Origin of the sequence: Streptomyces longhuiensis (assembly GCF_020616555.1) — a bacterium.
GTDB lineage: Bacteria > Actinomycetota > Actinomycetes > Streptomycetales > Streptomycetaceae > Streptomyces > Streptomyces longhuiensis.
Genome location: NZ_CP085173.1, coordinates 8,837,187 through 8,852,134 on the forward strand (window position 1 = coordinate 8,837,187; position 14,948 = coordinate 8,852,134).

At 72.5% G+C, this 14,948-nt stretch carries 13 protein-coding genes; 8 read left to right on the forward strand and 5 right to left on the reverse strand.

Features of this window, described 5'->3' with window-relative positions; all coding sequences use genetic code 11:
* Positions 1-126 precede the first annotated feature (126 nt).
* The gene (locus LGI35_RS40170) at positions 127-1,101 is read right to left on the reverse strand and encodes a threonine/serine dehydratase (protein ID WP_227299353.1); all 975 of its coding nucleotides are present in this window, start codon (positions 1,099-1,101) and stop codon (positions 127-129) included.
* A gap of 158 nt (positions 1,102-1,259) precedes the next feature.
* Here LGI35_RS40170 and LGI35_RS40175 point away from each other — a divergent pair, with 158 nt between their 5' ends.
* Complete coding sequence (locus LGI35_RS40175; protein WP_227299354.1) at positions 1,260-3,545, forward strand: MMPL family transporter; 2,286 nt, start codon at positions 1,260-1,262, stop codon at positions 3,543-3,545.
* 89 nt (positions 3,546-3,634) lie between these two features.
* Entirely contained in the window at positions 3,635-4,465 is an 831-nt protein-coding gene (locus LGI35_RS40180) for an ABC transporter ATP-binding protein (RefSeq protein WP_227299355.1), read from the forward strand.
* Here LGI35_RS40180 and LGI35_RS40185 read toward each other — a convergent pair.
* Entirely contained in the window at positions 4,462-5,019 is a 558-nt protein-coding gene (locus LGI35_RS40185; protein ID WP_227299356.1) for an AAA family ATPase, read from the reverse strand. The genes LGI35_RS40180 and LGI35_RS40185 overlap by 4 nt on opposite strands.
* Before the next feature lie 147 nt (positions 5,020-5,166).
* Here LGI35_RS40185 and LGI35_RS40190 point away from each other — a divergent pair, with 147 nt between their 5' ends.
* Entirely contained in the window at positions 5,167-5,625 is a 459-nt protein-coding gene (locus LGI35_RS40190; protein WP_227299357.1) for a MarR family transcriptional regulator, read from the forward strand.
* Positions 5,626-5,778: 153 nt separating this feature from the next.
* Positions 5,779-7,005 (forward strand): SpoIIE family protein phosphatase, encoded by a 1,227-nt coding sequence (locus LGI35_RS40195; protein WP_227299358.1) that lies wholly within the window; start codon positions 5,779-5,781, stop codon positions 7,003-7,005.
* Positions 7,006-7,047: 42 nt separating this feature from the next.
* On the opposite strand, the gene LGI35_RS40200 is transcribed toward LGI35_RS40195, so the two are convergent.
* Together LGI35_RS40200 and LGI35_RS40205 are read right to left on the reverse strand one after the other, a co-directional pair.
* The gene (locus LGI35_RS40200) at positions 7,048-8,259 is read right to left on the reverse strand and encodes an FAD-dependent monooxygenase (RefSeq protein WP_227299359.1); all 1,212 of its coding nucleotides are present in this window, start codon (positions 8,257-8,259) and stop codon (positions 7,048-7,050) included.
* 119 nt (positions 8,260-8,378) lie between these two features.
* Positions 8,379-9,173 carry a helix-turn-helix transcriptional regulator gene (locus LGI35_RS40205; protein WP_227299360.1) on the reverse strand — a complete coding sequence of 265 codons (795 nt, stop codon included), beginning with the start codon at positions 9,171-9,173 and terminating at the stop codon, positions 8,379-8,381.
* 58 nt (positions 9,174-9,231) lie between these two features.
* On the opposite strand from LGI35_RS40205, the gene LGI35_RS40210 reads away from it, so the two are divergent.
* Together LGI35_RS40210 and fusA are read left to right on the forward strand one after the other, a co-directional pair.
* Positions 9,232-9,714 (forward strand): DUF2000 domain-containing protein, encoded by a 483-nt coding sequence (locus LGI35_RS40210; RefSeq protein WP_227300720.1) that lies wholly within the window; start codon positions 9,232-9,234, stop codon positions 9,712-9,714.
* A gap of 351 nt (positions 9,715-10,065) precedes the next feature.
* Complete coding sequence (gene fusA, locus LGI35_RS40215; protein WP_227299361.1) at positions 10,066-12,162, forward strand: elongation factor G; 2,097 nt, start codon at positions 10,066-10,068, stop codon at positions 12,160-12,162.
* A 68-nt stretch (positions 12,163-12,230) separates the two neighbouring features.
* On the opposite strand, the gene LGI35_RS40220 is transcribed toward fusA, so the two are convergent.
* The gene (locus tag LGI35_RS40220; protein WP_227299362.1) at positions 12,231-13,229 is read right to left on the reverse strand and encodes a quinone oxidoreductase family protein; all 999 of its coding nucleotides are present in this window, start codon (positions 13,227-13,229) and stop codon (positions 12,231-12,233) included.
* Between the two features lie 234 nt (positions 13,230-13,463).
* On the opposite strand from LGI35_RS40220, the gene LGI35_RS40225 reads away from it, so the two are divergent.
* Positions 13,464-14,435, forward strand: coding sequence for a class I SAM-dependent methyltransferase (locus LGI35_RS40225; protein WP_227299363.1), 972 nt, complete (start codon positions 13,464-13,466; stop codon positions 14,433-14,435).
* Complete coding sequence (locus tag LGI35_RS40230) at positions 14,432-14,935, forward strand: hypothetical protein (RefSeq protein WP_227299364.1); 504 nt, start codon at positions 14,432-14,434, stop codon at positions 14,933-14,935. Before LGI35_RS40225 ends, LGI35_RS40230 begins: the two co-directional genes overlap by 4 nt.
* Positions 14,936-14,948: the final 13 nt, after the last annotated feature.

Sequence of the window (14,948 nt, forward strand, 5' to 3'; positions counted from 1 at the left end):
CGGCGTCTCGCCCCGGCGCCGGTCCCCGCGGACGTGCGCGCGGGAACGGCCGGAGAACCCCATCGTAAGTTCGATCGCCCCGGTTCGCGCTGGAACGCCCGCGGGGTGCGTGACCGCGGGGATGTGTCAGGCCGGGAGGCGTGTGCCCCGCGCGAGGTCGTCGGGGTCCGTGTTCGCGCCGCACAGGATCACGGCGACCCGCTCGCCGGGTGCGGGCGCGTAGACGCCTGAGGTCACCGCCGCGAGCGCCGTGGCCGCCGCGTGCTCCACCGCGAGCCGCCGGTCGTCCCACAGGGCCTGACGTGCGGAGACGATCGCCTCGTCGGTCACGAGAACGGACCGTACGTGGTTCTTGCCCGCCCATGCGAGTGCCATCTCGGAGGTGCGGCGTGCGCCGAGGGAGTCCGCCGCGACGGAGTCGACCGGGACATCGACGACCGTGCCCGCCTCCAGCGCGGAGTGCAGGGCGCAGCAGTGCTCCGGCTCCACGGCCACGACGCGCACGCCGTGCTCACGCGCCGACGCGGCGATGCCCGTGAACAGTCCGCCGCCGCCCACCGCGACCAGGACGGTGTCGACGCCGGGCTGCGCCTGAACGAGCTCCTCCATGACCGTGCCGGCACCGGCCGCGATCAACGGGTGGTCGTACGCGTGGGACTCCAGGGCGCCGCTGTCGGCCGCGTATTTCTGCGAGGCCGCCAGCGCCTCCGCGTACTCCGAGCCGACCTGCCGGACCGTGGCGCCCAGCCGCCGGAGTTTGTCGACCTTCACCGCGGGCGCCGTCTCGGGGACGAAGACGGTGGCCCGGACCGAGTGCCGGGCCGCGGCCCAGGCGCAGGCGAGCCCGGCGTTGCCCCCGGAAGCGATGACGACGCCCGCGTCCGGCATCAGGCCCGCCTCGAGGTGACTGCGCACGAAGTTGAAGCCGCCACGGGCCTTGAACGAGCCGGTGTGCTGCATGAACTCCAGCGCAAGCCACCCTTCGGCCGCACCGAAGGCACCGTCGAACGCCCCGTCGCCCAGCGGGGCCACCACCAGCGGGCGTGTGTGCCCCGCGATGCGGTCGGCCGCGGCCCGTACGTCGTTGAAGGCAATGGTCACGAGCTTCTCCTCGGGTGAGCGGGTGGTGACGACCCTACGAGAAGGGGCCGGCGCCCCGGCCGTCACCCGTTCCCCCGCACCGGCGTGCCGGTGCGAACGGACCGGCTTTGAATGGGACGCCCCAGGTGCCCTTCCCCCGGAGAGGGCGTGGTGCTCCCATGTCGATCCCCCCGGCGACGAACAACACCGCGGTCGCGCCCGCCCGGACACCGGCCAAAGGCCTCCTGCGCCGCACCGGAGAGTGGTGCGCCCGGCACTTCGTGTTCGTCATCGTGCTGTGGCTGGCCGCCCTCGCCGGTCTGCAGGTACTGCATCACGCCTACGGCGGCGAGTACTCCGACGACTTCTCGCTCCCCGGCACCCAGTCGCAGGACGGCCTCGACGTGCTGAGGGAGCACGAGCCGGCGGCGGGCGGTTACAGCGCTCAGGTGGTCCTGCACGACGGGTCCAAGGCGCTCACCGGCTTCAGCGGCCAGGTCTCCTCCGCCGTCACGTCCCTCGGAAGGCTGCCGCACGTCCTGTCCGTCCAGAACCCGCTGCCGCAGCCCGGCACGACGCCGCCCGCGCAGCCCGGCGGGACCACGAACGTCGGCCCCCTGTCCACCGACGGCAAGACGGCGTACATCACCGTCCGGTTCGACGCGCAGCCCTCCACGCTGGGTGACGACTACCTGCACGGCGTCGACTCGGCCGTGCAGCCGTTGCGCGCGGCCGGCGTCGATGTGGAGTACGGCGGGCCGCTCGGTGAGCTGGCCCGGCCCGAACCTGATGACCAAACCAGCGAGGTCATCGGCTTCGCCGTGGCGATCGTCGTCCTGCTGATCGGCTTCGGCAGCCTGATCGCCGCCGTGCTGCCGCTGGTCACCGCGCTGATCTGCGCCGTGTGCGGGATCGCCCTGCTCGGCCTCCTCGCGGCCGCGTCCACGTTCGCCACCGTCTCCCCGACCCTGGCCACGATGATCGGTATCGGCGTCGGGATCGACTACGCGCTCTTCCTCGTCACCCGGCACCGGCAGAACCTGATGAACGGCCAGGATCCGGTGGCCGCCGCGGGTTTCGCCACGTCCACCAGCGGACACGCCGTCCTGCTCTCCGGCTGCACCGTGATCATCGCGCTCTCCGGTCTGTGGGTCTCCGGCATCAGCTTCATCGGCAAGCTCGGCCTCGCCGCGGCGGTCACCGTCGTCACCGCCGTGGCCGGGGCGATCACCCTCGTACCGGCGATCCTCGGCCTGATCGGCCGCCGTATCGACCGGATCCATGTGCGCAAGCCCGTCGCCGAGGTGAACGCGGAAGCCGGCGAGGAGGCCGTCGGAGGCTGGCACCGCTACGCGCAGCGTGTGGAGCGCAGGCCGTGGACGTACCTGGCCGCCGGGGTCATCGCCCTGCTCGTCCTCGCGTTCCCGCTCCCGTTCATCCAGCTCGGGCACATCGGTGACGGCGCCGATCCCACGTCCTTCACGGACCGGCGCGCCTTCGACCTGATGTCGTCGGCCTTCGGCCCGGGTTCGAACGGTCCGCTGACGATCGTGATCGACCAGACGTCGGTCCCGCAGTCCGACCGCTCCGCCCTGGCGAGCCAGGCGCAGAAGGCCCTCACCGACGTGCCCGACGCCGCCACCGTCACCCCGCTCAAGCCCACCTCGGACGGCGACGTCCTGATCGCCACCGCCTACTCCGTCGCCTCCCCGCAGGACCAGCGGACCAACGATCTCGTCAACCATCTGCACGACGACGCCCTGCCGAAGGCGGTCTCGGGCACGGACGCGCACCCCTACATCACCGGCACGACCGCCGCCCAGGTCGACTTCCTCGAAATCGTCTCCAGCAGGCTCCCGCTGATCATCGCGGTGGTGGTGGGCCTCGCCTTCCTGGTCATCCTCGTCGTGTTCCGCGGCCTGCTGGTCGCGGTCAAGGCGGCGGTGCTCAACGTCCTGTCCATCGCCGCCTCGTACGGCGTGGTGGTGGCCGTCTTCCAGTGGGGCTGGGGCGGTCCCGCCCTCGGGGTGTCGGGCACGGTCCCGATCGAGAGCTACGTGCCGATGATGATGTTCGCCATCGTGTTCGGCCTCAGCATGGACTACGAGATCTTCCTGCTGTCCCGGATCCACGAGGCATGGCTGCGCACGGGCGACCCGAAGGCCAGCGTGGCGCACGCCCTGGAGATCACCGCCCGCGTCATCACCTGCGCGGCGCTCATCATGGTCAGCGTCTTCGCGGCGTTCATCATCAGCGACAACATCGTGGTGAAGATGCTCGGCCTCGGCCTCGCGGCGAGCGTGCTCATCGACGCCACCGTCGTACGGCTGCTGCTGGTGCCCGCGGTGATGACGCTCCTCGACCGGTCCGCGTGGTGGACCCCGCGCTGGCTCGACCGCATCATGCCGCACCTGTCCGCGGAGGGCGACGCGGAAGCCCCACTCGCCGCCGTCAAGCGCCCGTAGCGACCCCGCGGGGTCCACGAACTGGACATCTCCGCGTTTGAATGCCGTGTGCAGCTAACCTGTGCCGGTCCATTCGACAGGAGGCGTCAGTGAGCAACGGACGGATCGTCGCCGCCCTCGACGGGGCCTGCGTGCGCAGGTTCACGACGGGCCAGGTCATCCTCGACGACATCAACTGGACGGTGCGCTCCGGCGAACACTGGGCCCTGCTCGGCGCCAACGGCGCCGGCAAGACCAGCGTGCTCCGCCTCATCGGCGCCCTCATGCACCCCACCACCGGCACCGTCGAGGTCCTCGGCCACCGCCTCGGCAAGGTCGACGTACGCGAACTGCGCGCGCACATCGGCCTGGTGTCGAGCGCGCAGCGCGTGCCGCAGGACCTCACCGGGCACACCGTCGTCCTGACCGGGCACACCGGCACCGTGCAGCCGCTGTGGCGCAAGTGCGACGCCGACGTGCGCGAGCGCGCGCACAGGCTCCTGGCCGAGCTCGACATCAAGGAGCTCGCCGACCGGCCGTACGGCGTCTGCTCCGGTGGGCAGCGGGCCCGCATCCTCATCGCCCGCGCGCTCATGGCGGACCCGTCCCTGCTCCTGCTCGACGAGCCCTTCAACGCGCTCGACCTGCCCTCGCGCGAGGACCTCATCGACACGATGCGTCAACTCGCCGAGGGGCGCCGCGAGTTGGCTACCATCACCGTCACCCACCACCTGGAGGAGCTGTCGCCGGCGATCGGCCACGCGCTGCTCCTGCGCGACGGCCGCGTTCTCGCGGGAGGCCGGGCCGACGAGGTGCTCACGTCCGCCGGGATGACGGCCTGCTTCGGCCGTCCCATCGAGGTGTCACGCCACGAGGGCCGCTGGCTGGCCCGCTCGGGCACCGCGAGCCAGGTCTCCCCGGTCGCGGGGTCCTTCAGCTAGGTCCACCCGGGGACAGGCGGCCGCTCGGTCCAGCCGGTCGCGGCCGCCACCTCGCGGGCGATGTCGGCGACCGTCCGCCCGTCGGTCGCCACCCGCACGGTGTCCTCGGGGGCCCGCTCGTCCAGGAGCCGTGCCTTGCGGGCGCTGCCCCGCATCTCCGTCTCCAGCTCCGAGCCGAGCTCCCGGGCGGTCAGGCGCTCGGCGGCGGTGGCGTCGGACGCGGTGAGCAGGACCCGTACGATCCGGACGCCCGCACCCATCGCGCGCTCGAACATGCCCGCCGCCTCGGGCAGCACGCTCACCGTGTTCGTGTAGATGAGGCGGCGGTAGCCGCGCCGGGCGAAGTTGCCCCACACGGCCGTCAGATTGTCCTCGGTGATCCCGGCCCGGTGCGGGTCGCCCTCCGGCGCCGGATGCACCTGCCCCATGAAGTCGCCCTCGATCACGGCGTGAGACACCTCCATGGCGCGCAGGAGGGCCGACACCTCCCAGCCCACGGTCGTCTTGCCGACGCCGGCCCGTCCGCCCAGGAGCAGCAGTTCCGCATCACTCATGACAGCAGGGTGACAGGGCACGGCCACCACGCGCGATCCGAAATCGCCGCGGTCTTCTCCGCCGCGAGCTCTGGACCTCAACCGCGGTTCAGTTTCTAGGCTCGGACGCACCGAAGGATCGTGCGCACCGGACGGAGCGAATCAGCCATGGAGTACTCGCACAGCGACGCGGAACTGATCGAGCAGCCCATCGGCTACTGGGCCTGGGCCGCCTACAAGGCCGTCGTCACGCGCACCCGCGGCGCGCTCGCGGAGAAGGGCACCACCCAGCCGCAGTGGTGGGTCCTCGCGCAGGTCGCACGGGCCGACCGCGTCAAGACCCGGGCCGAGGTGTCCGACACCCTCAGCGGCTACCTCGACGTGGGCGATGTCGTCCTGGCGGAGGAGATCGACGCGACGATCGCCCACGGCCGGCTCACCGAGGACGCCGAGGGGCGGCTGTCGCTCACGGCGGCGGGCAAGGACTTCTTCGACGAAGTAGCCCTGCTTCAGCGGGAGTTGTGGGCCGAGCGGCACGCGGGTGTCTCGGACGAGGAGTATCTGACCACCCTCAAGGTGCTGCAGCGCTTCATCCACAACACGGGCGGCCACGCCTGGCACCACTGACGGTGGCGTGGGCGGCCCCGCCACAGGACACGCCGCCGATGACGTAATCGGAGCTCCGGCCCCCGCCGCTGGGACACCCTGTGGTCGTTCGACCGCGGGGTGCCCGGCACCGTTCGCCGCACGCGCGGCACACGCAAGGAGGCGGGACGCGTCGTGAGGGATTCCGGAATCGACTACGAGCAGGTGTTCCAGGCGCTGCCCGGCTCGGTCGCACTCCTCAGACCCGACCTCGTGTACGCGGACGCCAACGAGGCGTTCTGCCAGATGTCGGGGCGCACCCGTGAACAGCTCGTCGGCCGCTACCTGTTCGACGTGTTCCCCGACAACCCCAACGACGAGGGCGCGACCGGCATGCGCAACCTGGAGGCGTCGCTGCGCAGGGTGGTGGCCACCGGGGAACGCGACACCATGGCGCTCCAGCGGTACGACGTCGAGTACCCCGACCGGTCCGGCCAGTGGCAGGAGCGCTACTGGAGCCCGGTCAACGCCCCCGTCTTCGGCCCCGACGGCAGCGTCGTACTGCTGCTGCACCGGGTGGAGGAGGTCACCGAGCTGATCCGCGCCAAGGGCGGTCGGGACGGTGACCGGGCCAAGGTGCTGGAGGCGGAGCTGTACACGCGCGCCAGGGAACTCCAGGAGGTCAACCAGCGGCTGCGCCAGGCCCACGCCCGGGAACGCGAGGTGGCGCTGACTCTCCAGGCCGCCATGCTGCCGGTGCCGGAACGCGTCGGTGGTGGCAGGGCTGCCGTGCGCTACCGGCCGGCCGTGGGCGCCCTGAACGTGTGCGGCGACTGGTACGACCTGGCCGAGCTGCCCGGCAACCGGCTCGCGGTGGCCGTGGGTGACGTGGTCGGCCACGGACTGCACGCGGCCGGCGTCATGGGCCAGCTCCGCAGCGCCCTGAGCGCCGCCGTGCTCGTGGCCGACGGCCCCGCGGCCGCGCTCGACGCACTCGGCCTCTACGCCCGCTCGGTCGACGGTGCCGAGTCCACCACCGCCGCGCTGGTGGTCGTCGACTACGACCGCCGCACCCTCGCCTACAGCAGCGCGGGCCACCTTCCGCCCGCGCTGCTGCACACCGATGGCACCGTGGAGTTCCTGGACCGGGCGACCGACCCGCCGCTCGGCGCCCGCCCCGAACACGTCTCCAGACCGGAGGCCGAGACCGCCTTCGAGGACGGGGCCGCGCTCGTCCTCTACACCGACGGCCTGGTCGAGCGGCGCCGCGAGGACATCGACACGGGCCTGACCCGCCTTGCCGACTGTCTTACGCGCAATGCGTCGGCGGACGCGGAACGCCTCGCCGACACCGTGCTGGCCGAACTGATCCCGCGCGGCGGCAACTCCGACGACACGGCCGTCGTGATCATCCGCCTATGAGCCTCTGGATCTCTGGGTCTCCGGGCTGTGACTCGAAGTGCTCTATCCGCGCGCGGAGTTGCGGTGCTGGAGGGTGCGGGCGAGGCGCGGGCCCAGCCACTGCTTGAGTCTGCGCAGCGACTGCAACTGGTCGGCGGCCCGGTCGATCCGGTAGTAGAGCTGGGGCGGGATGTGGGGGAGCAGCGGGGAGTGCCGCTGGCCGAGCAGGGCGAACATGTGGGCCGGCGGGAGCTGGATGTAGCGGGGGAGGTTCTCGTACCACTGCGCGCTGTGCCGGGCCGCGCTCTGGACGGACAGCAGCTCGCTCTTGCGGGTGTGCTCGTAGTGGCTGAGCGCGGGCTGGATGGTCTTCGCCCCGGCCAGGGAGCTCGCCAGGACCATCGCGTCCTGCATCGCGAGCGTCGTGCCCGCGCCGATGGAGTAGTGCGTGGTGTGCGCGGCGTCGCCGAGCAGCACCAGATTGCCGTGCGACCACGTCCGATTGGTCAGGGTGCGGAAGGTCTGCCAGGGGGCCGGGCCGCCGAGGTCGCTGCGGCCGACGAGCGAGTGGCCGTCGAGGAGTGACGCGAAGATTCCCTCCAGGCGGCGCAGGGCCTCCGGCTGGGGCAGGCGGTCGAGTTCGAGGCCGCGCCAGGTCGCCCTGGAGCACTCGACGACGCAGGTGCTGTGCTCGTCGCTGTACCCGTACGCGTAACACCAGATCCAGCCGTGCGCCGTCTGTACGAAGGCGAACGTGAAGGAGCGGAACACCTTGGTCGTGCCGAGCCAGAGGTAGGGGTTGCTGCCCAGGGTGGTGTGCGTGCCGAAGCGGTCGGCATGGCGGTCGCGCATCGTGCTGTTGGCGCCGTCACCGGCCACGATCAGGTCGGCCTCGGGCAGCTGTTCGCGGTCCGGGATCTCGCGGCCGTACTCGATGCCGACGCCGAGGGACTCCGCGCGGCGGGCGAGGATGTCGAGGAGCTTGTGCCGGCCGATGGCGAAGCCCTCGTCCCCCTCGTGGGTCGTGGTGCGCTCCCCGACGTGGGCGACCCCGTCACGCCAGCGCAGCGACGCGTCGCTGATCGCGGACGCGGAGTGCGGGTCGTGGCGCCTGAGCCGTTCCAGCATGTCCGGCCAGTAGGTGACGCCCCAGCCGTAGGTGGAGCCGGCCGGGTTCCGCTCGAAGACGGTGACGTCGTGCGAAGGGGCCTGAAGCTTCAGCAGGATGGAGAAGTACAGGGTGGCGGGTCCTCCACCGACACAGACAACCTTCACGCACACTCCCAGGGTCTTCTCGCGGCCCGGCCTCGGCGCCCGGCGGCATCCGTGCAACGACGGTAGGGGGAAGTGGTTCCGCGAACGGGTACAACACCCGCTAAAAGCACCCGAAGTGCTCAGGGAGCGGTGCGGGCGTAGCGGCCCGGAGTGGTGCCGAGGACCCGCTTGAAGTGCCGGGTGAGGTGCGACTGGTCGTAGAACCCGGCGGCGGTCGCGACCTCGCCCGGCGGCTGCCCGCCGAGGAGCAGGCGGCGCGCCAGATCGACACGGCGGGACATCACGTACTGGTGCGGCGGGATGCCGAAGGCGCCGCTGAAGGCGCGTACGAGATGGGTCGGGTGGGCGTGGACGAGACGCGACGCCTCGTCCAGGGCGATGCCGTCCAGGAGCCGTGCGTCCAGGAGGTCCCGCAGGTCGTGGGCGACGCCGCGGCCGGGCCGCTCGGTGTCGGGGACCCCGGGGCGCAGGTGGGTGCGCAGCCGTTCGCCGATCAGCGCGAGGCGGCTCTGCGCCTCGAACTCGTCGCCGGGGTGGGCGAGGGCGCTGTGGAGCTGGCCGACGCGGGTGCGCAGGACGGGGTCGGTGAGGTCGGGTCCGTCCACCGCCGCTCCGATGAAGGTCTCGTCGAGCTGCGTCATGTCGAGGTAGAGGACGCGCTTGCGGAAGCCGTGCGCGGTGGCGGGCGACCCGTTGTGCGGCACGCGCGGCGGAAGCAGACTGACGGTGTCGTTCGGTGTGCCGCGCTCGTGGCGGTCCAGGTGATAGCGGACCGCGCCGTCGTCGACGATCAGCAGCGTCCACGCGTCGTGGACGTGCATGGGGTACGCGTGTTCGGTGAAGTGGGCGTGGAACACCTCCACGACACCCGCGACCTGCGGGCGCCAAGCGGAGATCTCCGGCCGGGGCACCATGCAAGGAACGTACAAGACCGGACCGGCCCGGACAGCGCAGTCTCGAAGCATGAGAACGATGGACGAGACCCCCACCGACGTTGCGAGCCCGGCGCCGACCGCCGCGGACGACCACTCCGGCCCCGCGCCGGTCCGTTTCGACACCAAGATCGCCGTCCTGCTGCGCGACGACCTGGAGCCCTGGCAGCGGCTCAACGTGACCGCTTTCCTGGTCAGCGGGCTCGGTACGACGGCCCCCGAGGTGGTCGGAGCCCCGTACGAGGACGCCGACGCCACTGTGTACCTGCCGATGTTCCGCCAGCCGGTGCTGGTCTTCGAGGGGTCGGAGAAGACTCTGGCCACGGCGCACGCACGTGCCGTGTCGCGCTCGCTGCCGACGGCCGTGTTCACGGCGGAGCTGTTCGGCACGGGCAACGACCGGGACAACCGAGCCGCGGTCCGGGCCGTGCCCACCGACCGCCTGGACCTGGTCGGCATGGCCGTGTACGGCGCGCGGGGCGCCGTCGACAAGGTCCTCAAGGGGGCGCGGATGCATCCCTGAGCGACGAGCCTGCGGCCGCCTTTAATCGGGTGCCCGGCACGGGCCCGGTTCCCTACACTCGCCACGTGTTCACGCCGCTGCCCTTCGTCGCAGCGCGCGCCGTGACAAGTGAGGGGAGCCGGGCCGTGCGTCACCGCACCGCTGTCGTCGTTCCCCGGTCACGGTTCGAGGTGATCCTGGTGTCTCGGTGCGCCCGGCACCGGCTGCGCGGCCGGTACCGGACCCCCGTGACGAACATCTGACACCTCACGTGTCCGCACGACCCCGAACCGACCCTTCGGCGGGGCCGGTTGCGCCGTCCGTCCGGCAATCGCGCTGCCTCTGTGTGGAACCACCTGAAAGGCCACAGGCGTGCGTACCGACCTGCACCGTCATGACACCGACCCTCTGACCGCCGTCCGCAATGTGGGCATCCTCGCCCACGTCGACGCCGGCAAGACCACCGTCACCGAACGAATCCTCTACATCACCGGCGCCACCCACAAACGCGGCGAGGTCCACGACGGCACCACCGTCACCGACTTCGACGTCCAGGAACGCGAACGGGGCATCACCATCTCCGCCGCGGCCGTCAGCTGCGCCTGGGACGGGCACCGGATCAACCTGATCGACACCCCGGGCCATGTCGACTTCGCCGACGAGGTCGAGCGCTCCCTGCGCGTGCTGGACGGCGCCGTCGCGGTGTTCGACGCCGTCGCGGGCGTCGAGCCGCAGAGCGAGTCGGTCTGGCGGCAGGCCGACCGCCACGGCGTGCCGCGCATCGCCTTCGTGAACAAGCTCGACCGCGCCGGTGCCGACCTCGACACGGCGGTCGAGTCGATGCGCCGTCGCCTCGACACGGTCCCGATGGTGGTCCAGCTGCCGGTCGGCCGCGAGGACGCGTTCACCGGCGTCGTCGACCTGATCCGCATGCGTCTCCTCACCTGGCGCGAGGGCGGCGACACGTACGAGGAGGGGCCCGTTCCGGAAGAGCTGCGCGAGGAGACGCGGCGGCGCAGGCGGCTCCTCGAGGAGACGGTGGCGCAACTGCATCCCGGCGCGCTGGAGGAGTTCTGCGACGGATCGGCTCTGTCCGCCGGGACGCTGGCAGAGGCGCTGCGGGATCTGACGCGCAGCGGTGAGGGCGTCGTCGTGCTGTGCGGATCGGCGTACCGCAACCGCGGTGTCGAGCCGCTCCTGGACGCGGTCGTCGCGTACCTGCCTTCACCGCTCGACGTGCCCGCGGTGCGCGGCGCCGTCGGTGACGACGAGCAGGTGCGGGCCTGCGATCCGGCGGCACCGCTGGCCGCGCTGGTGTTCAAGGTGCAGGCGACTCCTCGTGGGCGTCTGACCTATCTGCGGGTGTACTCGGGAACGGTTCACAGGGGAGAGGCGGTGTGGGATGCGGGCGCACGGCGTACGGAGCGGATCGGCCGGATCCTGCGCGTCCAGGCCGACCGGCACACCGAGGTGGACCGCGCGGTGGCCGGCGACATCGTCGCGGTGGCCGGAGTGAAGGCCGCCCGCAGCGGCGCGACCCTGTGCGCACCCGACGCGCCTGTCGTCCTCGAACCGCCCACGGTGGCCGAACCGGTCGTCTCCGTAGCGGTCGAGGCACACAGGAACGCCGACAGCGCCCGGCTGGTGTCCGCGCTGGCACGGCTCGTCGAGGAGGACCCCTCGCTCGTCGTCAGGTCCGACCGCGAGAGCGGCCAGACGGTCCTTTCGGGCATGGGCGAACTGCATCTGGAGGTGGCGGTGGAGAAGATCCGCCGGACCCACGGACTGCAGGTCGGCGTCGGCAGGCCGCAGGTGGCCTACCGGGAGACGGTCGCGCGCGGGGTGTCCGGTCTGGTGTACCGGCATGTCAAACAGGAGGGAGGAGCAGGCCAGTTCGCGCACGTCGTCATCGACGTACGGCCGCTGCCGGTGGCGCAGGACGGTACGGGCCGGGCGGCGGACTTCGTGTTCCGGTCGGTCGTCATCGGCGGACGGCTGCCGCGGGACTACGTCCAGGCCGTGGAGGCCGGGTGCAGGGACGCCCTGAGCGAGGGCCCCCTCGGAGGCCATCGGGTCACAGGGGTGCAGGTCACGCTCACCGACGGGTCCACGCACCCCAAGGACTCCTCGCCGATGGCGTTCCGTACGGCGGGCCGTTTCGCGCTCAGGGCGGCCTTCCGGGCGAGTGTCATGGCGCTCCTCGAACCGGTCGTCGAGGTCACGGCCACCGTGCCCGAGGACGCCGTGGGCGGGGTGCTCGGGGACCTCGCGGCGCGACGCGGCCGGATCTCCGCCTCCGCGATGCGCGCGGGCACCGCGGTCGTCACGGCGACGGTGCCGCTGGCCGAACTCTTCGGCTACGCGTCCCAGTTGCGCGGCCGGACCCAGGGCCGGGGCACGTTCACCAGCCGGGCGACCGGCTACGCGCCGGTACCGGGTGCGGTGTCCGAGCAGGTGACTTCGCGGTAGCCACGAGCGTGATGGCCCCGTCCGTCGGAGGGCGGGCGGGGCCGTCCGGCCGTGGTGCGGGCAGGTGTTCAATCGGCCACGGACAGCACTGTCTTCGCCGGGGCCGTCCGGTTCTCCAGGGCCTCGTGCACCTTGCCGGCGTTCTCCAGCGGATCGACCGTCGGCAGTGGCTCGTCCAGGATGCCGCGGGCCACCAGGGAGATGACGGCGGTGAGCGCCTCGGTGCAGGTCGCCGGGCGCAGATGGGCGACGCCGCCGATGCTCAGGCCGGACACGGTGCGCGTCGCCAGCCAGGTCTCGTCACCGGAGAAGGGCCGGTCGTCGCGGCTGGCGTTGCCGAGGACGACGTGGCGTCCGAAAGGGGCGAGACGCTGGAACGCGGTGGCGCGCGCGGGGCCGCCCACCGGGTCGATGACGACGTCCACCGAACCGTCCGGCGTGAGCCGGTCGAGACCGTCGGCCAGCGCGTCCGCGACCACCACGTCCGTGCACTCGCCCGGCGCTCGGTCCGGGTCGCGGCCGACGACCCCGATCACCTGCCGGGCCGGGAAGAGCGCCGCCATCCGCGCCGTGGTGGCGCCCAGGCCACCGGTCACCCCGAGGACGAGGACCCGGTCCCGGGCGTCGAGCCGGGCGACGTCGTGCAGGGCCACCCACGCGGTGACGCCGTTGACGATGACGGCGGTGACGCGGCGCAGGTCGACGCCGTCCGGCACCGGAGCGGCCATCGTGTGGTGCGCGACGGCGACCTGCGCGTAGCCGCCGGCGCGCTGTCCGCGCCCGAAGTCGTTGAGCAGCGCGGCGACGCTCCGGCCGACCGTGAATCCCTGGACATCGCGGCCCACCGCGCGCACCCGGCCGGTGACCTCGATCCCGGGGACCATCGGCGTCCACAGCGGGAACGCCCCGGAGCGCAGCAGCGTGTCGACGAACCCGACGCCCGCGTACGCGACGTCGATGCTGATCTCCCCGGGACCCGGCTCGGGAACGGGACGGCGTGACACGGTGAGAGCGGAGGCGGGCCCGAACTCGTCGACCCCGGCGGCGAGCATGGTCGCGTCGTTCATCAGCGGATCTCCTTTCCAGACAGCCCGGTGGCGCACGTTGTCGGGATCGGGCCGCATGCCCGGGGACGCCGCCCCGGACCACGACCGCATCCCCACGGACCGACCTTGCCACCGCGGCGGCCGAACGGCGGGACCACACGCGCGAACACCGCACCGGGCCGCCGGCAGCGCCTCCCGGATCCCGCCTCCCGGGGCGCGGCGCCGACGGCCTCCCCAGCCGCGTACCTTCTCCCTGTGCAGCTCATCGAGATATCCGATCTGGTCGTGGACCACGACCCCGGCACGCGCGAACGCCTGCCGGTGCGGGGCGCCGACGTCGTCGCGCGGCTCGTCGCCGCGGGTGACCGCGGTGGCGCCCGTATCGCCGCCGGGCTGGCGTGCGACGACGACGGGAACCTCGATCCGCTCGCCGTGGACCGCCGGCTCGTCGCCGTCCACACCGAGCTCCAGCGGCTCAGCGAGGAACTGCGCCTCGGCGACCGCATCGCCGAACTCCTGCGTCCGCTGCTCGCCGTGATCCGTGCCGCCGGGCACACCGACGGCCCGCTGCGGGTGGTCGACGTCGGCTGCGGCCTCGGCTACCTCGTGCGGTGGCTGGCCGCGTCCGGCGCCCTCGGCCCGGATGTCGACCTGGTGGGCGTGGACTTCAACGCGGCCCTGGTCACCGAGGCGGGGCGGCTCGCCCGCGCGGAGGGACTGCCCTGCCGTTTCGTCCGGGGCGACGCGTTCGCCCTCGACGAGCCCGCCACCGTGTACGTGTCGACGGGCGTCCTGCACCACTTCCGGGGCGATGACCTCGACGCCTTCTTCGCCGCCCAGGCCACGCCGGGCACCGCCGCGTTCTGCCACTTCGACATCGCCGCCACCGGTCTCGCCCCGATCGGCGCGTGGGTCTTCCACCGGGCGCGGATGCGCGATCCGCTGGGCCGCCACGACGGCGTGATGTCGGCCCGCCGCGCCCACGACGACGAGACACTGCTGGCGGCCGCCGCCCACGCCGACGGCCTGACCCCGCTCGTGTACGAACCACGGGGCCGCAGCAACCCGTTCTGCACCACGCTGCGCCCCGTCATCGGCGTACGCCCGGACCTGTTGCCGCCGCTGCGGGCCGAGCTGGGACCCGGACCGTCGGGCCGCCTGGTCGGGCGTGCGGACACCGTGGGCGGGACGCGCCAGGGGGCTTCGGCGGGGGAGGGCGCCGCGTGAACGCCCTCCTGCTCGCCGCTCTGGCGCTCGTCGACGCGGCGTTCGCCGGGTTCCGTGCCTACACCGGGCGGGACGGACGCATTCGTAAGTCGAAGCGGGCGCTGCTCGCGGCCCGCCGCGGTCTTGCGGTCGGCGCCCCTGCGCTGCTGCTGAGCGCGGCCCTCGCCGTGACGCTGCTCGTCGCCGCGGCGGACCGGGGCGCGCGCTACGCCGAACTCGACGCCGCCGCCCACCGGATGCTCCTGTGCTACGCGCCGTACGCGGTGATCGTCGCACTGAGCCTGGTCTGCTACCTGTGGGGCCCGTTCCGGGCCGGCACCCTCGCCGTGGTCGTCGGCCTCGGGCCGCTGACCCTGGTGCGCCCGCTGGTGGTGCTCGCCGGGGCGGTCGCGGCCGCGTGGGGTTCGCTTCCGGCGGCCTCGGTGGCGGCGGTCGCGGCGGTGGGGGTGCTCGTGGTGGAGCCGTTCGTCCACCGCCGCTGGTACGCGGAGCCGGTGTGAGCGGCTCCGCGTA

What these genes read in the sequence shown, in the direction of transcription:
- LGI35_RS40205 (WP_227299360.1), bottom strand. Translation starts at nt 9,173, where the DNA reads ATGGTGCCCCGGCCGGAGATCTCCGCTTGGCGCCCGCAGGTCGCGGGT.
- LGI35_RS40210 (WP_227300720.1), top strand. Translation starts at nt 9,232, where the DNA reads ATGGACGAGACCCCCACCGACGTTGCGAGCCCGGCGCCGACCGCCGCG.
- LGI35_RS40175 (WP_227299354.1), top strand. Translation starts at nt 1,260, where the DNA reads ATGTCGATCCCCCCGGCGACGAACAACACCGCGGTCGCGCCCGCCCGG.
- LGI35_RS40190 (WP_227299357.1), top strand. Translation starts at nt 5,167, where the DNA reads ATGGAGTACTCGCACAGCGACGCGGAACTGATCGAGCAGCCCATCGGC.
- LGI35_RS40185 (WP_227299356.1), bottom strand. Translation starts at nt 5,019, where the DNA reads ATGAGTGATGCGGAACTGCTGCTCCTGGGCGGACGGGCCGGCGTCGGC.
- LGI35_RS40220 (WP_227299362.1), bottom strand. Translation starts at nt 13,229, where the DNA reads ATGAACGACGCGACCATGCTCGCCGCCGGGGTCGACGAGTTCGGGCCC.